Source organism: Paenibacillus sp. JL3B1040 (assembly GCF_057063165.1).
Window position 1 is genome coordinate 5640847 of sequence record NZ_CM169317.1, and the last position, 26422, is coordinate 5667268.

A 26422-nucleotide genomic window follows, 5' to 3' on the forward strand; every position below is an offset into this window, starting at 1 on the left:
GCACAACTTCGCTCCGTTTACTTCTGCAACTGCTCAAAAGTCAGCAGCATTTTGATTTTGACGAGGTCATTAAATTTGCGATAATCCATATGCAGCAGTTGCGAGATTTTGTCGAGCCGGTAAAACAGCGTGTTTCGATGCACATGAAGCAGGGCCGCTGTTTCTTTCACGTCCAGATTGCAGTCCATAAACGTCCGAAGCGTCTGTTTGTAGTCTTCGTTCAGTTGCCCGGACCATTTGTATTTCTGCATAAATTCCTTTTGCGTCGGCTGGGGGATCGTATCGAGATAAGGAATGATTCCCCAGTCATCGATGCAGGTCGCCTTGGGTTCCTGCGCAAATTTTCTGCTTAACCGGATACAGCAGCGCGCTTCATTATAAGATGCCTTATAACCCGCAAGACCCTTGCGAGGTTGTCCGACACCAATATAGTAACGATAGCCTAATTTTTTGAGATATTGCTCGATTTTGGAGTAGGTCGGTTTGTGCAGTTGCTCCGCCGTCGGAACCGCGATAAAAAACGTCCCGTCTTCGATATAGGCATAGAACGTCTGAAAACCGACAAGGGCTTTGAGACCGTTCAGAAATTGTTCCTTCCGCTCCTGGATTCCCTGTAGCAAGTCGCCGCCGGCCGTCTCTTCCGACCATTTCAGTTCCTCGATTTCCACCACGATCACGCTCCGCTCCAGGTTCAGCTCGATTTGGAGCGAACGGGCGGTCATGGTCAGCTTTTTTTCCCGAAGGTCATGGGGGGCAATCAATTCCATTATGAAGCCCTCCAGCGCCATTTTCCGGAAATGCAGCTGTTTGTTCATATGAATTTGTTCCAACAGAATCTCCACGTTCATTTTGATGATGGTTCCGAACTTGTACACTTCGGCCGGGTCGCCCGTAATCCCCACGACGCCCACCACGTTGTCCTGAAATTCAATGGGCAGATTGACCCCCGGCTTGGAGCCCGGCAGACTCCGGCACTCCTCCTCGCCGATCAATTGTTGGGTTTGCGTAGACAAGACCTGCAATGCGCCTTCATGCTGCTGGCCGATGCGGTCGGATTGCCCGCTGGCGACGATGATGCCTTGTTCATCCATGATGTTGACATTGAAGTCCATGACGGACATCAGTTGGCTTACAATCGGCAATGCCAGCTCGGTAGTAATTTTCATCAAGAATCCCCCCTGACAGCGATAGAAATGGCCGACTACGATAGCGTAGCCGGCCACCTCTGCTCATCATATCGCAGATTAAAGCTCATTGATATTAGTTTTTGGGTTGACGGCTAGACATACTCATCGCCAATCTCCTCCAAGATTCTGCGGATTTTATCCAGGTTTTCTTCAGAACAACTTGTATTGGGGAGTATGGGTTTTCCTGCCTGAAGGCCAATCAAATTGACGGCATCTTTGGTGGCCACGGGAAAACTGCCAAGGTTCCAGGCCGTCCGCAACGGCGCCAGCTTGTATTGCGCCTCCAAAGCGCCCGCAATATCGCCGGCCAAGTACTTGTCGTATATTTCCACAACCAGCTTAGGAACAACGTTAGCCGTGGAGGCCACGCAGCCGGCACCGCCGTAAACGAGCGTGCTTAAAATCATGATGTCCCTGCCGGACAGCACCTTGAATCCCTTGTCCCTTGTGCGACGGATATATTCTGCCGTCAGCGTCTGATCGCCGCTGCTGTCCTTCATGCCGACGATATTGGGGATCTCGGCAAGCCGCTCCAGCATCCCCGGCGTGATGTTATTGCCCACCTTGTCCGGATTGTTATACAGCAGGACAGGCAGCGATGTGGCCTCCGCGATCCTTTTGAAATGCTGGAGCAGTTCGTTCTCGTTCGGTGTCACGAACATGGGAGGCAAAATCGTAATGGCCTGAGCGCCAAGCTCTTCGTACAAACGAGCTTGCTTGACCCCCTCCCTTGTCGCAATCGCGGCGATGCCGGCATAAACCGGCACCCTCCCCGCGCTCTGCTCGACCGTGACGGCTACAACCCGTTCCAGATCCTCCGGGTCCAGGCCGAAGAACTCTCCATTGCTGCCCAGCGCAAGAATCCCGTGAACCCCTCCATCAATCACGTGGTCCACAATGCGGCGCAAGCCCGGCTCATCCAGGCGTTCCCGGTCATCGACCGGCGTTACGATCGGGGGAATCACCCCGCGTATAAAACGGGTATCCATAGCGGCATCTCCTTTTTAGTCAGCGTTCAAAAAGTCAGGTTATGAGCACCGAAGCGCGTAGCGCGACTTCGTAACGGACCGTAATGACCTTATTTGTCCATTTCCCGGCTATTTCCCGCCGTAACGGTCTCCAGAGACCCTATTGGGCTCTCATGGCGACCATTTAGCCGCTTTTGACCGAAATAAGGTCTCCTCGGTCCGTGATAGAATCGGAAACGGCCCAAAAGCGGGCCAATAGCGTTTCTGGTGTCCGTTAGCTTGCCGGAGGCTTTTAGCGTCTGACTTCCGTTTGGGCCAGCTTCTCGTAGTAACGAACCAGCGCGCCATGGTCAGCGGTTCCCAATCCGTCCACTTTGAGCGCATGCATCATTTCCAGCACCGACGCGGTAAGCGGCAGCGGCACGCCAATGCCGTGCGAAGTCTCCAGCGCATTGGTCAAATCCTTAATATGCAAATCGATCCGGAACCCCGGGTCGAACTTCCGATCCAGCATCAGCGGCGCTTTCGCTTCCATAACCGTGCTGCCGGCCAAGCCGCCGCGAATCGCCTCGAATACCAGCTCCGGTTCAACCCCGGCTTTATTGGCCAGGACCAGCGCTTCGGACAAGGCGGCAATGTTCAAGGCGACGATCACTTGATTCGCCAACTTGGTAATGTTGCCTGCGCCGACATCGCCGGTATGCACGACAGACCCCGCCATCGCTTTCAAGAGGTCATAATGCGCGTCGAACAGTTTCTTGTCCCCGCCCACCATGACGGACAGGGTGCCGTCGATCGCTTTCGGTTCTCCGCCGCTGACCGGAGCATCCAGGAAGGAGATGCCTCGCTCTTCGAGCGCTGCGGCGATTTCCCGGCTGACGAGCGGAGCGATGGAACTCATATCGATGATAACGGTGCCCCGCTTAGCCCCTTCGATCACCCCGTTCTCGCCAAGAATGACTTCCTTCACGTGCGGCGAGTTCGGCAGCATCGTAATCACGACTTCCGCTTGTCCGGCCACTTCCCGGGGAGAACCGGCAACAACCGCGCCAGCGGCCTTCAGTTCCTCCGACACCGCGGCATTCCGATCCATCACGACCAACGAATAGCCGGCTTTGATCAAATTCAAGCTCATCGGTTTTCCCATGATGCCAAGTCCGATAAATCCTACTTTTTTCATTGATAGACTCCTCCTCTTACCCTTCCAAAATAATAAATTACAATTAACGCACCATGCAGGGGCGCTTGTTGTCAAACTTCCAGCCCGGAATCAGGTACTGCATCGCCACCGCATCATCTCGGGAACCAAGTCCCATGCTTTGGTACAACCGGTTGGCTTTCAGGATCTGTTCCATGTCGATTTCCACGCCCAATCCCGGCCGATCCGGGACGTCCACCATGCCATCGACGATGGGCAAAGGCTCTTTCGTCAGGCGCTCTTCCCCTTCCTGCCAAATCCAATGGGTATCGATCGCCGTAATGACGCCCGGCGCCGCCGCCGCCACATGCGTGAACATCGCCAGCGAAATATCGAAATGATTATTGGAATGCGAGCCCCAGGTGAGCCCCCACTCATGGCAAAGCTGCGCCACGCGGACCGAACCCTGCATCGTCCAGAAATGCGGATCGGCCAGCGGAATGTCGACGGATTGCAAAGAAAGGGTGTGCCCTAACTGGCGCCAGTCCGTTGCGATCATATTCGTAGCCGTCGGAAGTCCCGTCTGTTTTCGGAACTCTGCCATGATCTCGCGTCCCGAGTATCCATCCTCCGCTCCGCAAGGATCCTCGGCATAGGCAAGCACATGCCCCTTGTCGCGGCATAGCCGAACGGCATCCTTCAGCAGCCATCCGCCGTTCGGGTCAAGGGTGATCCGCGCGTCGGGGAAGCGTTCGGCCAAGGCGGTGACCGCCTCGATTTCTTCTTCCCCGCGCAGAACCCCGCCCTTCAGCTTGAAATCGTTGAACCCGTATTTCTCATAAGCGGCTTCGGCCAAACGCACAACCGCTTCCGGCGTCATGGCTTCTTCGCGGCGAAGACGGTACCATGCTCCGCCCTTTTCACTAGGGGCGGCATAGGGGAGATCGGTTTTGTTCCTGTCGCCGATATAGAACAGGTACCCCAGCATCTCTACCTTTTTGCGCTGCTGTCCCTCGCCAAGCAACTCGGCCACGGGAACGCCGAGATATTTGCCGACCAGATCCAGCAATGCGGCTTCCACCGCCGTGACGGCATGGATGGCCACGCGAAGGTCGAAGGTTTGCAATCCCCGGCCGCCGGCGTCGCGGTCCTCGAAGGCGATCCGCATTCGATTCAGGATATAGTTGTATCTCCCGATCGACTGACCGACAACCAAGTCGCGCGAATCCTCCAGCGTTTGGCGTATGTTTTCCCCTCCGGGCACCTCGCCGACGCCGGTCTGGCCCGAGCTATCCTTCAAAATCACGATATTGCGCGTGAAATAGGGGCCGTGCGCACCGCTGAGATTCAGCAGCATGCTGTCCCGACCCGCCACAGGAATGACCGTCATATCCGTAATGATCGGCGTTCCCGTAGGTGAAGCCTGTTCCTGTTTAGATGCCTCGTTCATCATGGTAAGAGCCTCCGTGTTCAAAAATAATAGATTAGCGATCTGCTCCGACCTTAGGCAGACTCATGAAATTTCCGATTCCGTATTTCTCCGGAATGAGAATGGCCCGCAATACGGAGGAGACGGCATTGCGAATATTGGCAGGGGCTCTGCCGATGGCCTCCTCCAGCGTCATGGGAACCTGCGTCGCTCCGACAACCACATCGATGCCGAAGCCGTAGACTTCGAAAGCCTCCGCCGTAACGCCTCCGGATATGCAGATGACCGGCTTGTTGTACTTTTTGGACAGCTTGGCCACCCCGGCCGGCGTCTTCCCGAACACCGTCTGGGCGTCGGTTCGGCCTTCTCCGGTGAATACGAGGTCGGCATCCCGAACCACCTCGTCAAAATGCGCGGCCTCGAGCACAATATCGATGCCCCGGGCCATCTTCGCGTTCAGAAAAGCCATGAGTCCGGCGCCAAGTCCCCCGGCGGCTCCCGCTCCCGCTATATTTTCAATGTCGATGCCAAGCTGCTCCCGGATGATCGAAGCCAGATGCTTCAAGCCCGCGTCGAGCTTGACGACCATTTCCGGAGTGGCCCCCTTTTGCGGGCCGAAGACCTGGGCCGCTCCCTTCTCTCCGCATAACGGATTCGTCACGTCGCTGGCGATCGTTACCTCGCAACCCGCCACGGCCGGATGAACTCGACTCGTATCAATCGAGCGGATGCGATGAAGCTCCCCGCCGCCGAATCCGATCTCCTCTCCCGCTTCATCCAAGAAGCGGACCCCGAGCGCCTGGGCCATGCCGACGCCGCCATCATTGGTGGCGCTTCCGCCGATGCCGATCACCAGCTTCCGCACGCCGGCCTCAAGCGCCGCTTTAATGACTTGCCCTGTACCGTAAGTCGTCGCTAGCCACGGATTCAATCTATCTTTAGTCACGAGCGTAAGGCCCGATGCGGAAGCCATTTCCACCACGGCAGAGCGCCCTTCGTCATATATTCCGTACACCGCGGTTACCGGATCACCAAACGGACCGATGACCTCCAATTGGCGCGACTCCCCGCGGGTCACGCTGAGGATCGCCTCCACAGTGCCTTCCCCGCCATCGGCGATCGGAATTTTGCGCACCATCGCTTCGGGCAGCACCTCCAAAATGCCTTGCTCCATGCAATCCGCCACTTCTTTGGAGCTGAGACTCCCTTTGTAAGAGTCGGGCACGATTAAAATGTTCATCCTATCACTCCTACCGATCCTCTTTGCCTGAAAACGACCCGGCACCGATTTGCCATGGCCATCCTTGATGGCGCTTACATATGTGCTGGTTTCATTCCTTTTTCGGTCTCCCGTCATCACACGCATCCGGACCACCCCGCACTTCAATCATCTGCACGCTGGAAGATCGTTTCTTTGATGCGGTGCGAGGTACACTTGCTCATTTGCGGCATAGCTTAACTATACACTTCCGTCAACTTCTCGACATTGTTACCCGTCCACAATGTTACGGGCATTTTGTCGTCAAAAATTGGACGTTGGCACAACAGCGCGCTATCCTGCGTTAAAGTTTGCTTCACTGCAGGGGCTACTGGCGTTTCGCCTTCCACTACGCCAAGAAGGACCGCAGTTCATCCTGCGGTCCTTCTTGATTTTCCATTATTCTTGCTTTTATTCCACACTTTTTAGCGCTTCTACCATGTTAATGCGGTTAAGCGTGCGGTTTGTCATCCAATTGACGACGACGGCAAAGCAGAAGGTGATCATGGCTGAAATCAGATAGCTGACCGGCTCGATGTGCACGGCGAAATACATCGCCGGCATATTGAGCGCGGTGGTGAGGAATCCGCTGAGGACCCGACCGACCGGCAATCCAATGAGAATACCGATTAGCGTCAAGATCAGCGATTCCTTATTCACATATTGGTGCACTTCTTTATCATAGAAGCCCAGCACCTTAATGGTCGCAAGCTCCCGAACGCGTTCCGAGATATTCGTATTCGACAGCGTAAACAGCACCACAAACGCGAGTCCTCCCGCCATAACCGTGATTAACAATACTACCGCATTGATCAGATCGAAGCCGAAATCCGCCCTTAACGCGGCCGTGCTGACGGCGGAAAGCACGGAATCGTTCCGGAGAAGCGCCTCCGCATAAGCGGCCTGCTCCGTTTCGTCGACCGACAGATGCGCAAGCACGCCATTCGGAGCATACTTGCCGAACAGTTGCTCATACAGATTCTGCGTCATATATACGTTATTGCCCAAGTAATTCTGCACCACATCCGAGACGACCGTCTCGCGCTCCACAAGCCCCATATCTTGCAATGAAACGGAGCTGCCCGGTTTAAGACCCAGAATTCGCGCCGCATTCCGCGTGATCAAAATGCCGTCTTCACCTGGAGCGACCCGCTTGCCCTTCAGATTCTCGATGTGAATGTAATCGTTGAAAGCTGACTCGTCCGGGATCACCATCAACTGCACCTTTTCGCCATCCTCATCGGCATTGATCACCTTCACGCTCTCCATCCGCAAATTCAGAACGTCATCGATTCGGCTGTCGCCGGACATCTGCCGGACGAAGTCGTCGTTCGCCTCGTCTGCAAAAACGGCCATCAAATCATACTGGTAGATGTTCTCATACTGCTTTGGCGCCAAGTCCTCAATCGAATCTTTAATGGCAAAACCGCAGAGAATCAGGGCGGTGCAGCCCATAATTCCTCCCACCGTCATGAACAGACGCTTTTTGTACCGGAACAAATTCCGAACGGTCACCTTGTTCAGGAATTTAAGGCGGCTCCAGACCGCGGGGATGCGTTCCAAAAATACGCGGGACCCTGCACGCGGAGCCTTAGGGCGCATGAGCGCCGAAGGCATTTTGGCCAGTTCGCTGCGGCAGGCGAGCACCGTTGCGCCCAAGATCCCCAGGATAAACAGCAGGACGCCCCCCACGCCATAGGGCAGGTCAAAACGCAGATTAATATGAGGGAGGCTGTACAATTCCTCCATAATAATCGATACGAATTGAGGCATGAACACAAAGCCAAACAAATCACCCAAGATCCCGCCTAGCAGGCAAGCCATAAAAGCAAACAGCAGGTATTTGCGGTAGACGGCGCCGTTTCCGTAACCCAAGGCCTTGTAAGTCCCGATCAGTCCACGTTCTTCCTCTACCATCCGGGTCATTGCGGTAAGGCTCATGAGGATGGCCACAAGCAAAAAAATCACCGGGAATACTTTTCCGACCGCTTCGATGGAGGACAAATCGTTCGTCAGGCTGGAATAGCTGTCGATCGAGGTTCGGTCCTGGATGTACCAGCGGGTCATCTCCATCTTGTCCAGCTCCGCAAATTTCGCGTCCATGGGCGCCCCGGCGGCCTCGAGTTTCTTCCGCGCCTCCAGCATGACGGAATCATAACGCGCTTGTTCCCGCGGCGCTTTGATACGGTTTTCGATCTGACGGATGACGGTCCGGACCGTATACTCATATTCATCGGAGTAGCTGTCCATCTCCCGCGTTCCATCCAACACAAGATGTACCGCAGTAAAAATATCGCTGCTTGCGTCGGCGGCCGCGACAAAAAACGTATAGTCCGAGGATGCGGCAGCACGGAAAATATTCTTGGCGCCGCTTCCCTGGATGTCCATGGGGTCCAGCACCGCACCAACAACGGTGAACCTCGTATTGGCAAAGGCCGAAGTCTTCTCTTCCCCCAAGTTCATCTCCAGATCCCAATCTCCGCCGGGTTCGCCGTTGTCTTTCTCGGTTTCCTCATCCAGGGTCAAGGCGTTGCCGATGGATTTGCCGCTTTCGTCCAAGTATTTTTGGGTAACGGCGATCTCCCCTGCTTTGCTTGGCAAAGCTCCGTCCAGCAAGTAAGGTGCATTGAGCCCCCTCGGACTCAGCACGGTCATTTCCGCGCTCTTGCGGATTCCATCCACATCCGTGTGGACCGTCTCGCTGTATCCGCCTTCCGCGGTTTCGACGCCGTCTACTTGCGCCAAGGCCCGGACGTCTTCTTCCGTCAGCCCCAGCGTGGACAAGACCCGGATGTCGAACAACTTTTGCTCGTCATAAAATTGATCCGCCGAGTAGTACATATCGAGACAAGCCGCGTACAAGCCCGTCAGCATGGCCACACCCAGCGCCGTGATGAGCATAATGGACAAGAAACGTTTCCAACCCTTTTGAACGGAGCGCAAAATATCCTTGTAGTATGCTTTGTTCATGACTTACCACTCGATCTGCGCAATGGGTACAGGCTGCTCGTTTCGCGCAGTCTTTACAACCTTGCCGCTTCTGAAATGTATGACCCGATCGGCCATGGGGGCCAGCGCGGAGTTGTGCGTAATCAGAAGAACCGTGATACGCTCCCGGCGGCAGGTATCCTGCAATAGCTGCAAAATCTGCTTTCCGGTATTGTAATCCAGTGCACCTGTCGGTTCATCGCACAGCAGCAGCTTGGGATTCTTGGCAAGGGCGCGCGCGATGGATACGCGCTGCTGCTCGCCGCCGGACAACTGGGCGGGAAAATGGTTCATTCGATCCGCAAGCCCGACTTTAGCCAACGTTTCGCCCGCGTCAAGCGAACGCTCGCAAATCTGGGCGGCCAGTTCCACGTTCTCCAGTGCGGTCAAATTGGGCACCAGGTTATAGAATTGGAACACGAAGCCGATGTCCGTCCGGCGATACCCAACCAACTGCTTGGGGTTGTATTTGGAGACGACTTCACCGTCCACGATGACATCGCCCGACGTAGCGGTGTCCATTCCGCCCAAGATATTCAAGGCCGTCGTCTTGCCGGCGCCGGAAGCGCCCAAAATGACCGCAAACTCCCCTTGTTCGATCGAAAGGCTTGCCCCATCGAGCGCCCGGATGGCCACCCCTTCGGAATCGTATTCCTTAATCACCTGATTGAATTCGATATATGCCACCTGATTCTCTCCTTTACGCTAAACCTTGATGTTACCGTTCTTTCTATATATCTGGTTAATTTGGTTGGCTAGGTAGCTCGGACTATAAGGGGTACCTTCTTCGATCCACCACGAGACGATGCCTAGCGACGAGGCGGCAACGATCGGGATAGGAACCTGCTTCGCAGGATCCACCGATTTCCTCCGCTCCCGGCGAAGCGAAACGATATCGGTGAGGATCGCAAACAACCGATGGCGAAACTCTTTATTTTCCATTAATACCCGAAATAACGGCGCGTTCTCGTAGATCTGCTCCAAAAAGGAAACCAGCGGCGATGGGTTCTTGGACGGGCCGTTCTCGGTGAGCGGACGCATTCTTCGGGCCAACTCGTCCAGCACTTCCTTCGTCAACTGCTCCAGCAAATCTTCCACGTCACGGTAATGCAAATAAAACGTAGCCCGGTTTAATCCCGCACGACTCGCCAACCCCTGCACGGTGATTTTACGCGGATCCGCGTTCTCTTGCAGCAGCGCGATCAGCGCCTCCCTGAACATCCGTTTGGTTCGGGTGATCCGGGGATCCACCTTCTCTTCGCGATTAGTAGACATCTCATCTCTCCTTTGATGATCATCTTCCACATATTCGACATCTTCCTGTTTATATGTCGTTTAGTCTACATTTCTCCGTAAAGTGTAAATGGTCTTTTGCGCAGTTGCATGGTACTATTTTTTATCGACAGAATATCAATTACTCGACGACTCGTCAATTAGTTGACAGCCTCGAAAGGAGCACACCCTTGAATACCTCAACCCCGCAGGTGAATAAAAAAATCCTGATGCCCGTTCTGCTGCTGGGCTCATTCCTATCGATCTTGAACCAGACAATTCTCAATGTCGCCTTACCCGACTTGATGATGGAATTCGAGATTAACGCTACGACCGTTCAATGGCTGATTACCGGCTTCATGTTGGTGAACGGCATTCTCGTTCCGGTCACGGCGTTTCTGATGCAGCGGTTTACGACCCGGCAGTTGTTTGTCAGCTCCATGCTCCTGCTGCTCGTTGGCACGTTCATCAACGCCATTGCACCCAGCTTTCCGTTTCTTTTGACAGGGCGGCTGATTCAAGCGGCGGGCGCCGGCATTATCATGCCTTTGCTGATGATGGTCGTGCTGGTGGTGTTCCCCAGGGAAGGACGCGGAGCGGCCATGGGCCTCATCGGCCTCGCCATGATCGTTGCCCCCGCCATCGGCCCGACCTTGGCCGGCTTCGTCATCGAACACCTCTCCTGGCGGTGGATCTTTATCGGGATGCTGCCGCCGGTCGCGATCGTGATTCCGTTGGCCCTTAAATATTTGGTCAATGTCTCGGAGACCTCGAAGCCGAAGCTGGACCTCGTCAGCATGATCTACTCGACCGCGGGCTTTGGCGGCATCCTGTTTGGCTTCAGCAATGCGGGCAATCAAGGCTGGGGCAGCGCGGAAGTATTGTCCTGCTTAATCGTCGGCGGACTGTTTCTGGTCCTGTTCTGCCGGCGGCAATTGACCTCTTCCGCCCCGCTCATGAATTTAAGGGTGTTCCAAGACAAAATGTATACGATCACGACGATCATCAGCATTTTGATCATGATGGTTATGTACGCGGACATGATTTTGCTGCCGATGTACCTGCAAGCCAGCCGGGGGTTTTCGGTGCTGGAAACCGGTTTGCTTCTGTTGCCGGGAGCCTTGATCAATGCGTTATTGTCGCCGGTCTCCGGACGTTTACTGGATAGATTCGGAGTGAAGCCCATCGCGATCATCGGGCTGCTGTTTACGGTTCCCGCCGTCTGGGGAGTAACACATTTAACCGAAACGACGACGTACACCTATCTGGTCGTGCGCACGATCCTCTTGCGAATCGGTTTAAGCTTCCTGACGATGCCGCTCAATACGGCCGGACTGAATGCACTTCCAAAGCATTTGAATGCTCACGGTTCGGCCGTAACGAATACGGTCCGGCAAGTGGCGGGGGCGATGGGGACGGCATTGATCGTCACGATTTATACGGCAAGAACGAAAGTCCACGCCGCCGGATTGATGGAATCCGGCCAGGCGCTTTCCGAAGCTCAAGTGAAGGAGATGTCATCGATCCTCGGCACGAACGACGCTTATCTCTGCATGGCCGTCCTAAGCGTCTTGATTCTCGCCGTAACGATCTTCATACCGAACCGAAAGGGAGAAGCCGGCCCGAAAAAAATTAGTGAGACGGTATCACACCCCGTTGAAGAATCCTAAAGTGAAGGCGACCGGCCCCCATCTCCGGGCCCGGGCGCCTTTTTCGGGTTGGTTATGCCCTATCCCGGATATTCAATGAATTTATTCGATGTTCACGGGCTAAAACGAGTCAGATTTTACATCGCGTTAACGTGCCGTTTACGCCAAAATGCCCGGATCATGATACGATCGGACTATAGAGACAAGCCTTGCGAAGTCCCGGTCTCGATTATATGGGCCTAAAGGATGAATCCGACATGAAAACGCCGCTCTCTCCCTCCGAGGCGAATAGCGGTCTGTATCACTACATGACCTACTTTTACCGCGCCACACGGCTGTACTGGAAATCTTGCCGGAGGTTCCATGCCTTGCAGCGGATCATCCGGAACCAGACGCTGACGACGTATTTCCAGCCGATTCTGAACCTGCAGGAAGGAACCTGTCTCGGATATGAAGTGCTGAACCGTCCGCCGGTAACGCCCTTATTTCCCCATACCGAGTCTTTTTACGACTTCATCGGGCATACGGACCAAGTGTTTGCGTTCGAACGTTTTTGCCGCGACATCTCCTTCAACCGGTTCCGGCTCGCCCTGATCCGGTCGCGCAAACCCGTGGACACCCTCGTGTTCGTCAATATCCATCCGCAGGTGCTGTCGGACCCCGGTTACCGAAGCGGCGAAACGATCCAGCTATTGTCCCGGTACGGTTTATCGCCGCAGCAGGTCGTGTTCGAGTTGACCGAGAAACAGGCGGTTCATGACTATGTCGCCTTCGAACGCATTTTGTCGCATTACCGCTCCCAAGGATTTCGCATCGCGATCGACGATGCCGGCTCCGGCTATAACAGCCTGAAGGCAATCGTCAGCTTGAAGCCCGAATTCATCAAAATCGACAAGTCCCTGATCCGGCATCTTCACCTTCACCCCAATCAACAACGCATCGTGAAGCTGCTCCAGGAGTTTGCGGCCGAATCCGGCACGCACATCATCGCCGAGGGCATCGAGGAACCGGAAGAACTCGCGTTTCTTCAGCGGGAAGGAATCGAATACGGGCAAGGGTATGCGCTCGGCAAACCCGCTACGGAAATGGGAAACGACGTTTTACCGCAAAAGCCATAGGGGACTGCCATACCGGTACGGCAATGGCAGGTTGAGGGGGAGGTGTACGACTTGTTGACGAACATCGGCGAAATCGCGGAGACGATCCCGATCGTCGCGCCCGATACGAAATGCGGATTGGTCGACAATTTGTTTAAACAACATCCCCATCTGGAGGGCATTGCGGCGGTCGGCGAAGACAATAGTCCGGCGCTGTTGATGCGAGCCCGCTTTTACCAGTTGCTGGGCACTCAATATGGCTACCACATCTATATGGGCCGCCCCGTCAAGCTCGTTGTAAACCCTCGTCCGCTCGTCGTGGAATGGGACGAGCCGATTACGGAGGTCAGCATCCGCGCGATGAACCGGTCCGAGGAAGAACTGTACGACGGCGTTCTGGTCCTACGGGACGGCCGGCTGCACGGATTCGTCAGCATCCGCCGCCTGCTGCTGGAAGTGGCCAACATTCGGGCGGAGATGGCGAGCTTCCTTAACCCGCTGACCGGACTCCCCGGCAATCGGCTGATCGACGACCGCCTGCAGCAATCCTCCCGGCAAGAGCAATTCAGCGTCCTCTACATCGATCTCGATCATTTCAAATCCTACAACGACAGCTACGGCTTCAAAATGGGCGATGCGCTGATCCAAGCGACGGCCAATTTATTGCGCGAGCCGTTTTCCGGGCAGGGTTCCTTCCTCGGCCATATCGGCGGCGACGACTTCATCGCCATCTTGAACCATCACAATTATTCGTTCGCCTGCAGCAAAATCATCGATGGCTTTGAAGCCATGAAGAAGGATTACTACAGCAAAGAAGACCTGAAGAACAACTACGTCCTGGGCGAAGGGCGTTCCGGCGTCTACGGCCCGATTCCCCTCGTATCCATCTCCATCGCGGTGGTGACGAACCGAACCCGCAGCTTCGAGAGCATCGAGCACATCATTGAGGAAGCTACCCGAATGAAGAAAATCTGCAAATCCCGGCCCGGCAGCGTGAGCATCGCCAATTAGCCGTACGCCTTGGCCTGGCCCTTACTTCCTGCCTTTAGCTGCCCTTGGATATCAGTTAAGGCACGAGCCGCAGGAACCGATTGCCTGCTGCCCGTGCCTTGAATTTTCCGCACCGCCCTATAACTTCACCGTTTTGTTCAATTCGGTTTCCGTCTCATTTCCTGTCAACTGGGAGAACATACGCTTGATCATTTTGACGAGATTGCCGGTTTCCCAGTATTCCGCCGCTTCGGCTTTCACTTTGATCAGAATCAGATTCGGGTCGTCGCTGGTCGTGTGCAGGAATTTGGCGTAAGCGGGGTTCCAGAATTGCCGGATCTTCTCCCGGTCGTTGACCACTTCCGCGGTTCCGCGTACCGATACGTAGGAATCCCCCACGTACGACACGTTGACGTTTGAATGTTGCTTGAGCTGGGTGTATTTATCCGTCTCCTCTTTCGTCAGGAACCACAGATCGCCGTCGAATTCAACCTCTTGGGTTTTCATCGGACGCGACACCAGACCTTCCTGCGTGACGGTTGTCAGCATAGCGATGTCGATGCCTTTGATCAATTTCCGGACCGTCTCCACGGCTTCCCGGTGCGCAGCCTGGTCGTTTGTCATGACTAGTTCACTCCATATGGGTTATTGGGGGGCATGGCTCCCCTGTTAGGTTGAACCGATGACGGAAAAAATAAACAATGGCCAAGCGGCAACCTGCCGCCGGCTACTACATCCTTTTGTCGGCCTCTTAGCCGCCTATGCCGGTTCACCACCAGCAACAACGCCAGCAACACCACCAAAAAGCCCGCTCCCAAAAGGGGGCGGGCTTCCTCATTCTCCTTGCAACGCGGCTTATTTCAGCGGTTTCCAAACCCAGTTTTCCACTTCCGGCAGGTCGACGCCTTCCTCGCGGATGTAGGCATGGTGCTTCTTCACCATCGCGTCCATCTCGGCGGCAATCGAAGCGTATTGCTCCGCGTTCGGCAGGCTCAGTACCGCCTCCTTGACCAGGTCGAACCGGTCCATTTGGTTCACTACGCGCATATCGAACGGCGTTGTGATGTCGCCGTTTTCCCGGTACCCGTGGACATGCAGGTTATGGTTGCGGCGGTCGAAGAACAGGTCCTTGATCAGGCCTTCATAACCGTGGAACGCGAATACGACCGGCTTGTCTTTGGTGAAGAACGCGTCGAATTCGTCATCGGACAAGCCGCGCGGATCGAGCTTCCGGCTTCTCAGCTTCAGCAAATCGACCACATTGATGTAACGGATTTTCAACTCCGGCAATTTCTCATGCAACATGCTGATCGCAGCCAAGCTCTCCATCGTCGGCTCCGTGCCGGAGGAAGCCAACACGATGTCCGGCTCGCCGCCTTGATCGGTGCTGGCCCAATCGATGATTTTCAAGCCTTGATCCACCAGCTCTACGGCTTCATCGGCCGTAAACCATTGCGGGCGAGGATGTTTGGAGGAGACGACCAGATTGATCTTCTGACGATCGTTCAGAATTCGGTCAAACACGGCCAGCAGCGTATTGGCGTCCGCCGGCAAATACTCGCGGATAAACTCCGGCTTCTTGTCGGCCAGATGGCCGAGCAGGCCCGGATCCTGGTGCGTGTAGCCGTTGTGATCCTGCTGGAACACCGTCGACGTGGCCACGACGTTCAGGGACGGAATCTTCCCGCGCCAGCCATGATCGGTCGCTTTGCGCAACCATTTGAAGTGTTGGGTGATCATCGAATCGACGACACGCAGGAACGCTTCGTAGCTGGCGAAAAAGCCGTGGCGCCCGGTCAGCACGTACCCTTCGAGCAGGCCTTCCGCCTGATGCTCGGACAGCTGCGAATCGATGACGCGGCCGTAGGAAGCCAGAAATTCGTCGTTCGGCTCCTTCACGGCGTCGAGCCATTGGCGCTTGGTGACGTCGAACACCGGTCCAAGTCGGTTGGACATCGTTTCGTCCGGCCCGAAGATGCGGAAGTTCTTGTTCGCTTCGTTCAGCCGCACGACCTCGGCCACGTATTTGCCCAGCACGGACATGTCTTGGGCGACCACCTTGCCCGGTACGGAGTTATCCAGCGCGAAGTCCCGAAAATTCGGGAGACGCAAATCCTTCACCAGACGTCCGGCGTCGGTGACCGGATTTTTGCCCATGCGGCGGTTGCCCTTCGGCAAAATTTCGACGAGTTCGTCTTTCAAGCGGCCGTTCTCGTAGAACAGCTCCTCCGGACGGTAGCTCTTCATCCATTCCAGCAAAGCCGGAGCGTGCTGCATGTTCTTTTGGTCTACCGGAATCGGCACTTGGTGGGCACGGAACGAATTTTCGTTCGGCACGCCGCCCCATTCCTTCGGTCCCGTCCAGCCTTTCGGGGAACGGAATACCAGCATCGGCCATACCGGACGGGTAGCATCCCCGGTTTCGCGCGCATGCTTTTGGATGGCTTGGATTTTCTCGACGATCGTGTCCAGTGCTTTCGCCATCGCCGGATGCATCAACTCCGGATCTTCGCCTTCAACGAAAATCGGCTCCCAGCCCATGCCTTTGAAGTAAGCGGTCATTTCTTCATTCGTTTGGCGGGACAGGATCGTCGGGTTGCTGATCTTGAATCCGTTCAGGTGCAGAATCGGCAGCACGGCCCCGTCCGTGATCGGGTTGATGAATCGGTTGGAGAACCACGATGCCGCCAGCGGGCCGGTTTCGGCCTCCCCGTCGCCGACGACCACCGCCGAAATCAGGTTCGGATGGTCCAGAATCGCCCCCACGCCGTGGGAAAGCGAATACCCCAATTCCCCGCCTTCATGAATCGAACCCGGCGTTTCCGGCGCGGCATGAGACGCAACCCCGCCCGGGAAGGAGAACTGCTTGAACAACTTCTTCATCCCCTGGAGATCCTGCGTAATTTCCGGATAGATCTCCGTGTAGCTGCCGTCCAGGTAGGAGTTCGATACCATCACCTGCCCGCCGTGGCCCGGTCCTTCGATATAGAACATATCCAGATCGTATTTGCAGATAACCCGGTTGAGATGGGCGTAAATAAAGTTTTGCCCCGGAATGGTCCCCCAGTGTCCGATCGGCTTCACCTTCACGTCCGACTCCTTCAACGGTTTCAGCAGCAGCGGGTTGTCCTTCAGGTACAACTGCCCCACCGAGATATAGTTCGCAGCACGCCAATAAGCGTCCAGCTTGGCCAAATACGTTTTGGAGGAATAATCGACTTGCGACACCGTAAATGCCATTTCTTCCACTCCTTTGTGTTTGTCTGTTTCCGATTTCGTTCGACAATCCATATTGTGAATAATTTCACCTATAATTATATAATAGCGTCCTTTTTTAAAATTGATACGGTCCAATTATGTGAAATATTGAACATACTTTGAAAATTGACCGGTCCGCCGAATGAAAAAAGGCCGTCTCGTTCCGTTAAGAAACCGAGTCGTTGTGCTTCATTCGCCAGTCCCGGACTGAGGCTAACCAGCTTTCGCATGGCGGGTACCACGGCATTCCCCATCGTCCCTTCCATCGCCTTTAATAACGTATAGATCACCGACAAGTCATCGACCGAGAAATGCTGCCGCGTTAAGAAGAAACCGTTCATTAACTCGAACCCTCCATCCGCGCCGGAGAAAGATGCAACCGGGATGCCCGACTGATTAATCAGATCAACATCGCGATAGACGGTCCGTATCGATACTTCGAATTTCTCAGCCAGCTCCGCTGCGGTGACCCTTTTCTTGGCCATCAGTTCCAGCGTGATTCCAAGCAAACGATCCAATCTCATGCGGTCAGCCCCCTTGGGTCCGTAATGTACGATGATCTGTGTCCTAGGTTAAAAGAATAATCCTGACAACATGGTTGTCAGGATTAAATACGCAGAATGAAATTTGACTTCAATATTTTCCGGGCCGCTCCGGGCCTACCGCTCCTGCACCGAAACAAACGTATTGAATTTCGAATACTTGTAGTGGAGCCGCATATGGGAGAACTCAAACGGCGTGCCGTTATCCAGGAAGAAGATCCCCTCCATGATGCTGACCGGCTCGTGCGGGGCCAAATGGAGCAGCTCCTGGTCCTGCGGGTTGGACGGCTCGGCGAAGATCGACAGGAACGACTTGGTCACGGCCAGGTTCCGCGAATCCTCCAAATAGTTGAAGATCGAACCTTCGATAATCGTCTGGTTCAGGTCCTGCACGATTTTGATGGGGATATATCCCGTTTCGATCATAAACGGCTCCTCGTCGAACAGGCGCAGCCGAACGATTTTGTACACGAAATCATGCGGCTCCAGGAACAAATCGCGCTGCAGCTCCTCCGTCGGCGGAATCACCTCGAAGCTGAGCACCTTGACCTTCGGCTTCTTGCCGTGCATCTGGAAGTTGTCGGTGACCCCGAGATTCGAGCCTTCGTAGTTGAAGATCGATTCGTTTTTGATGTACAAGGGATTGATGAACGTGCCCGAACCGCGCTTCTTAAAAATAATGCCGTCATGCTCCATTTTCGTCAGCGCGCGCTTCACCGAGCTGCGGCTCACCTGGTAGGTTTCGCTCAGGCTGCGCTCGTCCGGCAATCTCATATTGGCAAACTGACCGGAGAAAATCTTGTTCTTCAGGTCGTCGATGATTTGTTTATAGACCAATTGTGTCATGGGGTACCTCTCTTCGAGTTTCATCTCTCTACTCATTTTACCCTTTTTTAGCGGTGCGGAGTAGTGATTCCCGTGCAAACATTGCGTCCGGTTGTCTCTCCATTACGGCTTTGCACCATTATCCCTTTCGTTAAGGGAGCAAGGTTTGGGGTTAGGGGAAGTGAAGCAGACCGGAGGGGAGAGGAGACAGAGCAACCGATCTGTTTCTCTGCGATCTGATCAAAAGGGATAATCATGCAAAGCATCCGAACAGTAAGTATTGACCAACGCCAAACCGGTTGCCGGCATAAAACAAGCCGCCCGGGTATGGGATCCAGGCGGCTTTAATCCGGACTTGCTTCACGATCAATGGCTCAATGGCTATCGCTGGCGAGGCTCACTTCTCGCTCGTCAATCCCCGAACGAACGCCTCGAAGTTGGGCGCCAGGCGAGTGACTTTCTTGCCTGCCTTCGCGACGTAAACGACCTCGGGCTCTCCGTCGTTGGCGGATTCGCGATAGTCGAGCATGACCACGCCGGTGTCGGACGGCGTATCGCAGAGGACGACGCCGAATTCGGGATACCCCTCCCGCTCGATGGTCGCGCGGCTTCCGGCCGCCCCGCACAGCGAATGCGGCTTCTCCCGCCCGATGCCCATGAGACCCAGAATTTCCACGGTCTCTCCGGATTCGCTCCGGAAGTACCGGCGCCGGGGGATGCCGCCATTATGTACTTTCATCAGGTTGACGTAAAAAGCCGGCAGTCGGAATACGAGCGACTCCTCCACGGACTCGATCAGCGCATCCGTTGGCGGTGCAGATACATATTTCTCCGCCGCAGGGTTCCCGTCGTCCCAGAAACCCGCCGCGTCGAAGTCACCTTCGAAAGCGACCGGCGCCGCCGCGGTTCGCTTGGCTTCCGCCTTCGTCGCTTCCGCTTCGGTCGATGCCGCGTCCGGCGCCGCATCCCCGGCATCGGCCCCGGCGGTCTTCTCCTCGATCCAGCTCAAGAACTCCAGCGTATCCTCGTCGCCCGGTTCCAGCCGATCGGCGTTCTCGAAAGCCGTCCGCGCTTCGTCGTACCGCTCCAAATAGTAATACGCCAAGCCGATGCGGTAATGCCATAGCGGGTCTTCCCGACCTTCCTCGGCAACGGTCAGAAACTGCTCGACCGCCTCGTCGTACCGCTCCAGATTGTTCAGCGCCCGCCCCAAATGGCTGACAAGCTCATAGTCTCTTTCCTCCGCCGGCACGTCCATGACGGCTTGAACGATCTGTTCATATTCATCTTCCTCATGCCAGGTCTGCAACTGCTCCAATAGTTCTTCTCTCATCGATTGGCCTCCCAAGCGCTTTGTCCATAAGCAAATTATACCATCTCTAGGACATGCATCACCAGCGAGGCTGAATACAGCGGCTGGAGCATAGATTAACTATACTCCGCCAACCATTCCACCGCTTCGGCTTGACCGGGAAATACGCGAAACGAGTTGGTTTTTCGGGACTCGGCCAACAAGTCCTTCATCCGGCCCTTGATCAAGCTTTCGTCGGAGACGATCACCGCCGTCTTAATCGAGAAGTTGACGAGCTTCTGCAGAATTTCCCCGGCGACCCTGGTTCTCAGTTGGAAAAAGTCCTCCGACAGCGCCTCGGCATAAATGGCGAGCCGCCCGGCGTTATGCTCGATGCAGACCTCGATCATGCGAATGACGTCCTCCCCGGAGCGGGCCGGCGGTTCGGCCGACGTTACGACAACGATGGTTTGGCCGTTCTTTTCTGCAAGTTCATAGTTCACAAGTTCCTCCCCTTCCTTCGGATGGCGAATCCCCAAATCCTCGCGCAGTTGGCGGATCCAATCGAGTTCGCTTCGGTATTGCTCCAGAACGCGGCCATGGATTTGATCCCATAGATACGCTTCCCTCGGCGTGCGGCGCGGCGAGAATTCGCCTCGGCGCAGGTTCTCCTCCTCCGCGGCGATCTTTAGGCTGATTTCCTGCTCGTACCCCGCAAGCAAGGCGTTCAGTTCGCTCGGGCCAAGCGAATCCGCCCAGGCAAGGCGGACCAGAAAAGTATTCCTGAACTCCGGCAGTTCGGGCGGGGAGAGCACCCAGGCCTTCAACTCCTCTCGCCCGGCGTCGGTGATCGTATAAATCTTCTTCGACGGCGCGCTGTCTTGGTGATGAACCTCGTTCGTCACCCAACCTTCCTCCAGCAGCTCGACCAGCGCTTTGTAAATTTGATTGTTGTTGCCCGACCAAGGCATGAACGGCGAATCCTGGATGATCTTCTTCAAATCGTAGCCGGTCAGGGACCGGGCGCTCAGCATTCCGAGAATTGCATAGTTGATCGACATCCGACTCACTCCTGTTTTCGTTAACCTATGTTAATAGTAACATATGTTTCTAAAAACGCAAGTGACTTAGGGACCCAAACCGCGTCCGCGCCGCGTCAGGCGAAGCGCGTTCAGAATCACCAGAAGCACGCTGAATTCATGGATAAACATGCCCGAGGCCAAATAAATATGCTCCGTTAATACGCCCGCCAGCAACAGAGCCACTACCGCCACGGCAAACCACAGGTTTTGCTTCATGTTGCGGACCGTACGTTTCGCCAGCCGGCGGGCGTAAACCAGTTTATCCAGCCGGTCGGTCATGATGACGGCATCCGCCGTTTCCATCGCGATGTCCGTTCCCGTCCCTCCCATCGCGATTCCGATGTCGGCGGCGGCAATGGCCGGGGCGTCATTAATGCCGTCGCCGAGCATGGCGACGCGGTACCCCTGGCGCTTCCATTCCTGGATGTGCGCCACCTTCTCGGCCGGAAGCAGCCCGGCGTACACCCGGTCGATCCCGACCCGGGCGGCAACATGGCGGGCGGCATGCCGGTTGTCGCCGGTCAGCATCAGCACCCGCTTTACGCCTTGCCGCTTCAGTCCCCGAATCGCCTCCTGCGCTTCGGGGCGCACCGGGTCGGCGATGGCAATGAAGCCGATCAGCGTCCCGTCGGCTGCCGCGAATACTACGGTATAGCCCTGCTTCTCTTGACGCTCCGCCTCCAACCGTGCCTCCCCGTTCATTGTGACGCCCAACCGTTCCAGCCAATCCCTTTTGCCGACCAGGACAATCTGCCCGCGAACCTTACCGCGAATCCCGTTTCCTTTGTGAACCTCCACCTGCTCCGGCCGCTCGAGACGCTCCCCCGGCCGCGCCTGCGCGGCGTTCACGATGGCTTGTCCAAGCGGATGCTCCGATACGGATTCTACCGCAGCCGCCAGCGCCATTAGCTCGTGTTCCCGGGTGCCGCCATAGGCGCGTACCGCAACGACGGCGGGTCTGCCTTCCGTCAATGTCCCCGTCTTATCGAATGCGACGACGTCGGCCTTCGCCAGATTTTCCAGAACCTCCCCGCCCTTAACCAGCAAGCCGTTCGCGGCTCCGTTCCCCAACCCGGCCACCATCGACACGGGAGCGGAGATCACCAGGGCACCCGGGCAAGCGATCACCAGAAAAGTCAGCGCCAGCTCGGGATTCCGCGAGACGAAGTAGACCAGAACCGCCAACAGCAGCATGCCCGGCGTATAGTAGGAGGCGAATTGGTCCAGGAATTTTTGCGTCTTCGCTTTGGACTCCTGCGCTTCTTCCACCAGCTCGATGATCTTGGCAAAAGTGGTATCTTCCCCAACCTGCTCGGCGATAACCTCAAGGTAGCCCGTATCCACGGTCGTTCCGCTGAACACGCGGTCGTGAACCCGCTTTGTGACGGGGATCGGCTCGCCGGTTATCGCCGCTTCGTTGACCAAGGCCCGACCGGAAGCGACCTGGCCGTCGACCGCAATTTTGCTGCCCGAAGGCAGCAGTACCCGGTCTCCCCGCGCCACTTCGGACGCGGGCACCTTGACCTGGGCGCCATCCCGAAGCACGATGGCCTCCGCTGGCGCCAGATCGATCAAGGCTTTCAAGGCGGAGCGCGTCTTTCCTATCGTAATCGCCTCCAAGTACGCCCCCAGCCGAAACAAAAAAGCCACCGCCGCGGCCTCGACGTATTCGCCCAAGATCACCGCCCCGATCATGGCAATCGTCACCAGCAGCTCGATGCTGAAGGTGCGCAGGCGGAGCGCTTGCAGCGCTTTGGCCGCGATGCTCCACCCGGAAATCGCCGCGGCCAGCAACAACGCCCCGCTCTGAGCCGCCTCCCATCCCGGGAGGTGGAACAACCCCGCCAGGACCAGCAGCAGTCCTGACGTCAACAGCGCCGCCGCTTTACGATGCCCGGCCACCGCCGTCCCCTCCTCCCGCAAGCACCGGATAACCCAGTTTCGCCAGCGTTTTTCTCAGCAGTTCCTCCTGTACCAGCTTCTCGTCAAACACGACCTTCACCTTGCTGGAGTGGAACAACACTTGGGCTTCTTCGACCCCCGGTTGCTTCGTCAGCACGCTTTCGATTTTCTTGATGCAGCTCGGGCAGGTAAGTTCTTCGACTTTCCATTTTACGGTGATCATTTTGGCAACTCCCCTTTCGGTTATCGATGGCTTCATCGTAACCCTGCTGCCAAAGGGATTCCTTGATTCGCGTCAAGTCGGGGACGAAGTAGGGATCAAGCCGTACGCCATCCTGCCGCGAAGGGCCGATGCGGGACACGGGATGACGCCAAGGTCATGTAACGCTTGTGACAAACGCTATTTGCGCCAAAATAGGGGGTTTCCAAATGTAACGCTTGCCTGACACCTTAATGGGGCGATTTTCTTGGTTGTGCCGCGATTTTCCCTCCCATAAGCGCGCTGACAAGCGTTAGAACGCGTAGCCTCCTCTTTTTCGCCAAATAAGGTTCAGGGCAAGCGTTAGCGCAAACAAACCGCACAGCATCGCGGTATCCGATATCCAAAATTTATTTTAAATAAGCTATTGCCCTTCGAATCAGTTCCTGCTAATATTAAGGAGCATGATTTTTGGAAAGGTTGTATTCAATATATCTTGAGTCTTTCCAAGCAGATAATTTTGACCACTTTCCTCAGGAGAGTTAAGGCCATACGGACAGCCGGGTCAAATGCCGATTGGCAACTTAGTTGCCTTATTGATTGAGTTAAAAGCTCAAATTTTATAAGTTGGTTACTTTACAACCAGTGCATATGCACATCAACTTGTGAAACGGTCAATAAGAGTGGTAAAGGCGAATTATTTGCTAAATAGACTCTGATCAAAGCATGATATATTGAATATTAAGACTTCCACTACGTGCGTTCGTACGATGGTTTCGTGCGACGATGCAGACGGGCGTTCGTCCGTCGTTATGGAGCTTTTCTTAATATTGACTATATCGGAAGCAAGTGATGCGCAAAGGTATGCGTGCATTCACTTGCTTTTTTTTACGTTTCACGCCCGCTATGCAAAAATTCAAAGAAGGTTAGGAGATGGAACAATGGGAAAAGCACTGATCATCGGCTGCGGCGGCGTCGCTTCCGTGGCCATCCACAAATGCGTTCAAAACAGCGAGGTTTTTGAAGAAATCTGCATCGCGAGCCGCACGAAGTCGAAATGCGACGCGCTGAAGGCGAAGCTGGACGGCGGCAAAACGAAAATCACGACGGCGCAGGTCGATGCCAACAATGTCGACGAGCTGATCGCGCTGATCAATGAGGTTAAGCCGGACGTGGTCATGAACCTGGCTTTGCCCTATCAGGATCTGACGATCATGGACGCCTGCCTGGCGACCAAGACGAACTACCTGGATACCGCCAACTATGAGCCGGAAGATACGGCGAAATTCGAATACAAGTGGCAGTGGGAATACCGCGAGCGTTTTGAAAAAGCCGGCATCACCGCCCTGCTGGGCAGCGGCTTTGACCCAGGCGTTACCGGCGTATTTTCCGCGTATGCCCTGAAACATTACTTCGACGAAATCGAGTACATCGACATCCTTGACTGCAATGCGGGCGACCACGGCTATCCGTTTGCGACGAATTTCAACCCGGAGATCAACATCCGCGAAGTATCCGCGAAGGGCAGCTACTGGGAGAACGGCGAATGGATCGAAACCGAGCCGATGGAGATCAAACGCGTTTACAACTTCCCGGAAATCGGGGAGAAGGATATGTACCTGCTGCACCATGAGGAAATCGAATCCCTGGCCCTCAATATTCCGGGCATCAAGCGGATCCGCTTCTTCATGACGTTTGGCCAAAGCTACCTGACGCACCTGAAATGCCTCGAGAACGTCGGCATGACCTCGATCGAGCCGATCGAATTCGAAGGCAAGCAAATCGTGCCGCTGCAGTTCCTGAAAGCCGTGCTGCCGGATCCGTCTTCGCTGGGACCGCGCACGAAGGGCAAAACGAACATCGGTTGTATTTTCAAAGGCAAAAAAGACGGTAAAGATAAGCTGTACTATGTATATAACGTGTGCGACCACGAAGAATGCTACAAGGAAGTCGGCTCCCAGGCCGTGGCTTACACGACCGGCGTACCGGCGATGATCGGCGCGATGCTGCTGATGAACGGCACCTGGAACAAACCGGGCGTTTACAACATCGAAGAGTTCGATCCGGATCCATTCATGGATGCGCTGAACAAGTGGGGCCTGCCTTGGCAAGAAAGCTTCAATCCGGAGCTGGTGGACGCGTTCCCGGAAGAGGAGACCTCCGCAGAGCGCAAAGAAACGGAGTACGTTAGATAATATGCGCTTCGAGGAACTGCCAACACCTTGTTATGTGGTCGACGAGAAACTTTTGGAGCAAAACCTGAAAATCCTGGCCGGCATTATGGAACGGACGGGCGCGAAGATCATTTTGGCGCAAAAAGCATTTTCGATGTACACGACCTACCCGCTGATCGGTCAGTATTTGAGCGGCACGGCGTCTAGCGGTTTGTATGAAGCCCGGCTCGGCCGCGAGGCGATGGGCAAGGAGAATCACGTCTTTGCCCCGGCCTACCGGGACGATCAGATGGACGAAATCATCGACCTCTGCGATCACGTGATCTTCAACTCGTTCTCCCAAGTGGAGAAATACCGGGACCGGGTGCTGGCGGCCGGCAAAAAAATCGGTCTGCGCATCAACCCGGAATGCTCTACGCAGGTGGGTCACGACATCTATAACCCTTGCGCGGTCGGCTCGCGGTTTGGCGTAACGATCGAGCATTTCCGTCCCGAGCTGCTGGATGGCGTATCCGGCCTTCATTTCCATACCTTGTGCCAGCAGAACTCGGACGATTTGGCGACGACGCTGGATGCGGTCGAGGCGAAGTTCGGACCGTGGCTGTCGCAAATGGAATGGATCAATTTCGGCGGCGGCCATCACATCACGCGCGAGGACTACGATATTCCGCTGCTTGAGGCGTGCATTCGTCGGATGCAGGACAAATACGGCCTTGAGGTGTATCTGGAGCCGGGCGAAGCCGTAGCGCTGAACGCCGGTTACCTGATCACGACCGTGCTGGACACGCTGAAGAACGGCATGGACATCGCTATCGTGGATGCTTCGGCTTCCTGCCATATGCCGGACGTGCTGGAGATGCCTTACCGTCCGCCGCTGTTTGGATCGGGCGAAGCCGGCGAGAAGCCTTACACCTATCGGCTGGGCGGGCCAACCTGCCTGTCCGGGGACAATATCGGCGACTACTCGTTCGACCAGCCGCTGAAGCCCGGCGACCGCCTGGTGTTCGGCGACATGGCCATCTACTCGATGGTGAAGAACACCACCTTCAACGGCATGCCGCTTCCCGCTCTCGTGCTGCAGCATAAAGACGGCGACTGCGAAATCCTGCATGAGTTTGGATATGAGGATTTCAAAATGCGGTTGGCGTAAACCATCGCTTGAACTCAAAGAGA

At 55.5% G+C, this 26422-nt stretch carries 21 protein-coding genes; 5 read left to right on the plus strand and 16 right to left on the minus strand.

What is annotated here, in order from left to right; all coding sequences use genetic code 11:
- Positions 1 to 17: 17 nt before the first annotated feature.
- The 8 genes from ACZF99_RS25890 to ACZF99_RS25925 all read right to left on the minus strand — a co-directional run bounded on the left by ACZF99_RS25890 (position 18) and on the right by ACZF99_RS25925 (position 10243).
- Positions 18 to 1166 carry a CdaR family transcriptional regulator gene (locus tag ACZF99_RS25890; RefSeq protein WP_483607741.1) on the minus strand — a complete coding sequence of 383 codons (1149 nt, stop codon included), beginning with the start codon at positions 1164 to 1166 and terminating at the stop codon, positions 18 to 20.
- A 113-nt stretch (positions 1167 to 1279) separates the two neighbouring features.
- The gene (gene dapA, locus ACZF99_RS25895) at positions 1280 to 2176 is read right to left on the minus strand and encodes a 4-hydroxy-tetrahydrodipicolinate synthase (RefSeq protein ID WP_483607742.1); all 897 of its coding nucleotides are present in this window, start codon (positions 2174 to 2176) and stop codon (positions 1280 to 1282) included.
- A gap of 271 nt (positions 2177 to 2447) precedes the next feature.
- Positions 2448 to 3335 carry a 2-hydroxy-3-oxopropionate reductase gene (gene garR, locus ACZF99_RS25900; protein WP_483607743.1) on the minus strand — a complete coding sequence of 296 codons (888 nt, stop codon included), beginning with the start codon at positions 3333 to 3335 and terminating at the stop codon, positions 2448 to 2450.
- 43 nt (positions 3336 to 3378) lie between these two features.
- A complete protein-coding gene (gudD, locus tag ACZF99_RS25905; RefSeq protein WP_483607744.1) occupies positions 3379 to 4746 on the minus strand; it encodes a glucarate dehydratase in 1368 nt (455 codons plus the stop codon).
- Between the two features lie 31 nt (positions 4747 to 4777).
- Entirely contained in the window at positions 4778 to 5962 is a 1185-nt protein-coding gene (locus ACZF99_RS25910; protein WP_483607745.1) for a glycerate kinase family protein, read from the minus strand.
- A gap of 429 nt (positions 5963 to 6391) precedes the next feature.
- A complete protein-coding gene (locus ACZF99_RS25915) occupies positions 6392 to 8950 on the minus strand; it encodes an ABC transporter permease (protein WP_483607746.1) in 2559 nt (852 codons plus the stop codon).
- A 3-nt stretch (positions 8951 to 8953) separates the two neighbouring features.
- The gene (locus tag ACZF99_RS25920; RefSeq protein ID WP_483607747.1) at positions 8954 to 9655 is read right to left on the minus strand and encodes an ABC transporter ATP-binding protein; all 702 of its coding nucleotides are present in this window, start codon (positions 9653 to 9655) and stop codon (positions 8954 to 8956) included.
- A gap of 18 nt (positions 9656 to 9673) precedes the next feature.
- The gene (locus tag ACZF99_RS25925) at positions 9674 to 10243 is read right to left on the minus strand and encodes a TetR/AcrR family transcriptional regulator (protein WP_483607748.1); all 570 of its coding nucleotides are present in this window, start codon (positions 10241 to 10243) and stop codon (positions 9674 to 9676) included.
- Between the two features lie 188 nt (positions 10244 to 10431).
- On the opposite strand from ACZF99_RS25925, the gene ACZF99_RS25930 reads away from it, so the two are divergent.
- The 3 genes from ACZF99_RS25930 (at position 10432) to ACZF99_RS25940 (ending at position 13997) form a co-directional block, all read left to right on the plus strand.
- Complete coding sequence (locus ACZF99_RS25930; protein WP_483607749.1) at positions 10432 to 11910, plus strand: DHA2 family efflux MFS transporter permease subunit; 1479 nt, start codon at positions 10432 to 10434, stop codon at positions 11908 to 11910.
- Between the two features lie 236 nt (positions 11911 to 12146).
- Positions 12147 to 13007, plus strand: a complete 861-nt coding sequence (locus ACZF99_RS25935) for an EAL domain-containing protein (protein ID WP_483607750.1) — start codon at positions 12147 to 12149, stop codon at positions 13005 to 13007.
- A 42-nt stretch (positions 13008 to 13049) separates the two neighbouring features.
- Positions 13050 to 13997 carry a GGDEF domain-containing protein gene (locus ACZF99_RS25940; protein ID WP_483607751.1) on the plus strand — a complete coding sequence of 316 codons (948 nt, stop codon included), beginning with the start codon at positions 13050 to 13052 and terminating at the stop codon, positions 13995 to 13997.
- 117 nt (positions 13998 to 14114) lie between these two features.
- On the opposite strand, the gene ACZF99_RS25945 is transcribed toward ACZF99_RS25940, so the two are convergent.
- The 8 genes from ACZF99_RS25945 to ACZF99_RS25980 all read right to left on the minus strand — a co-directional run bounded on the left by ACZF99_RS25945 (position 14115) and on the right by ACZF99_RS25980 (position 23099).
- Positions 14115 to 14600 carry a pyridoxamine 5'-phosphate oxidase family protein gene (locus ACZF99_RS25945; RefSeq protein WP_483607752.1) on the minus strand — a complete coding sequence of 162 codons (486 nt, stop codon included), beginning with the start codon at positions 14598 to 14600 and terminating at the stop codon, positions 14115 to 14117.
- A 231-nt stretch (positions 14601 to 14831) separates the two neighbouring features.
- Positions 14832 to 17216, minus strand: a complete 2385-nt coding sequence (locus ACZF99_RS25950) for a phosphoketolase family protein (RefSeq protein WP_483607753.1) — start codon at positions 17214 to 17216, stop codon at positions 14832 to 14834.
- A 74-nt stretch (positions 17217 to 17290) separates the two neighbouring features.
- Complete coding sequence (locus ACZF99_RS25955; RefSeq protein WP_483607754.1) at positions 17291 to 17758, minus strand: helix-turn-helix transcriptional regulator; 468 nt, start codon at positions 17756 to 17758, stop codon at positions 17291 to 17293.
- A 135-nt stretch (positions 17759 to 17893) separates the two neighbouring features.
- A complete protein-coding gene (locus ACZF99_RS25960) occupies positions 17894 to 18622 on the minus strand; it encodes a GntR family transcriptional regulator (protein ID WP_483607755.1) in 729 nt (242 codons plus the stop codon).
- Positions 18623 to 18998: 376 nt separating this feature from the next.
- Complete coding sequence (locus ACZF99_RS25965; RefSeq protein WP_483607756.1) at positions 18999 to 19934, minus strand: SMI1/KNR4 family protein; 936 nt, start codon at positions 19932 to 19934, stop codon at positions 18999 to 19001.
- 95 nt (positions 19935 to 20029) lie between these two features.
- Positions 20030 to 20953 carry a PadR family transcriptional regulator gene (locus ACZF99_RS25970; protein WP_483607757.1) on the minus strand — a complete coding sequence of 308 codons (924 nt, stop codon included), beginning with the start codon at positions 20951 to 20953 and terminating at the stop codon, positions 20030 to 20032.
- 66 nt (positions 20954 to 21019) lie between these two features.
- Positions 21020 to 22876, minus strand: coding sequence for a heavy metal translocating P-type ATPase (locus ACZF99_RS25975; RefSeq protein ID WP_483607758.1), 1857 nt, complete (start codon positions 22874 to 22876; stop codon positions 21020 to 21022).
- Positions 22860 to 23099, minus strand: coding sequence for a heavy-metal-associated domain-containing protein (locus ACZF99_RS25980; RefSeq protein WP_483607759.1), 240 nt, complete (start codon positions 23097 to 23099; stop codon positions 22860 to 22862). The genes ACZF99_RS25975 and ACZF99_RS25980 overlap by 17 nt, the downstream gene beginning before the upstream one ends.
- A gap of 917 nt (positions 23100 to 24016) precedes the next feature.
- Between ACZF99_RS25980 and ACZF99_RS25985 the strand changes: the two genes are divergently transcribed.
- A complete protein-coding gene (locus tag ACZF99_RS25985) occupies positions 24017 to 25270 on the plus strand; it encodes a saccharopine dehydrogenase family protein (RefSeq protein WP_483607760.1) in 1254 nt (417 codons plus the stop codon).
- Between the two features lies 1 nt (position 25271).
- Positions 25272 to 26399, plus strand: a complete 1128-nt coding sequence (gene nspC / locus ACZF99_RS25990; RefSeq protein WP_483607761.1) for a carboxynorspermidine decarboxylase — start codon at positions 25272 to 25274, stop codon at positions 26397 to 26399.
- Positions 26400 to 26422 lie beyond the last annotated feature (23 nt).

Coding starts and splice junctions, on each gene's coding strand:
- ACZF99_RS25890 (WP_483607741.1), bottom strand. CDS start 1,166: ATGAAAATTACTACCGAGCTGGCATTGCCGATTGTAAGCCAACTGATG.
- dapA (WP_483607742.1), bottom strand. CDS start 2,176: ATGGATACCCGTTTTATACGCGGGGTGATTCCCCCGATCGTAACGCCG.
- garR (WP_483607743.1), bottom strand. CDS start 3,335: ATGAAAAAAGTAGGATTTATCGGACTTGGCATCATGGGAAAACCGATG.
- gudD (WP_483607744.1), bottom strand. CDS start 4,746: ATGATGAACGAGGCATCTAAACAGGAACAGGCTTCACCTACGGGAACG.
- ACZF99_RS25910 (WP_483607745.1), bottom strand. CDS start 5,962: ATGAACATTTTAATCGTGCCCGACTCTTACAAAGGGAGTCTCAGCTCC.
- ACZF99_RS25915 (WP_483607746.1), bottom strand. CDS start 8,950: ATGAACAAAGCATACTACAAGGATATTTTGCGCTCCGTTCAAAAGGGT.
- ACZF99_RS25925 (WP_483607748.1), bottom strand. CDS start 10,243: ATGTCTACTAATCGCGAAGAGAAGGTGGATCCCCGGATCACCCGAACC.
- ACZF99_RS25935 (WP_483607750.1), top strand. CDS start 12,147: ATGAAAACGCCGCTCTCTCCCTCCGAGGCGAATAGCGGTCTGTATCAC.
- ACZF99_RS25945 (WP_483607752.1), bottom strand. CDS start 14,600: ATGACAAACGACCAGGCTGCGCACCGGGAAGCCGTGGAGACGGTCCGG.
- ACZF99_RS25950 (WP_483607753.1), bottom strand. CDS start 17,216: ATGGCATTTACGGTGTCGCAAGTCGATTATTCCTCCAAAACGTATTTG.
- ACZF99_RS25955 (WP_483607754.1), bottom strand. CDS start 17,758: ATGAGATTGGATCGTTTGCTTGGAATCACGCTGGAACTGATGGCCAAG.
- ACZF99_RS25960 (WP_483607755.1), bottom strand. CDS start 18,622: ATGACACAATTGGTCTATAAACAAATCATCGACGACCTGAAGAACAAG.
- ACZF99_RS25965 (WP_483607756.1), bottom strand. CDS start 19,934: ATGAGAGAAGAACTATTGGAGCAGTTGCAGACCTGGCATGAGGAAGAT.
- ACZF99_RS25970 (WP_483607757.1), bottom strand. CDS start 20,953: ATGTCGATCAACTATGCAATTCTCGGAATGCTGAGCGCCCGGTCCCTG.
- ACZF99_RS25980 (WP_483607759.1), bottom strand. CDS start 23,099: ATGATCACCGTAAAATGGAAAGTCGAAGAACTTACCTGCCCGAGCTGC.
- ACZF99_RS25985 (WP_483607760.1), top strand. CDS start 24,017: ATGGGAAAAGCACTGATCATCGGCTGCGGCGGCGTCGCTTCCGTGGCC.
- nspC (WP_483607761.1), top strand. CDS start 25,272: ATGCGCTTCGAGGAACTGCCAACACCTTGTTATGTGGTCGACGAGAAA.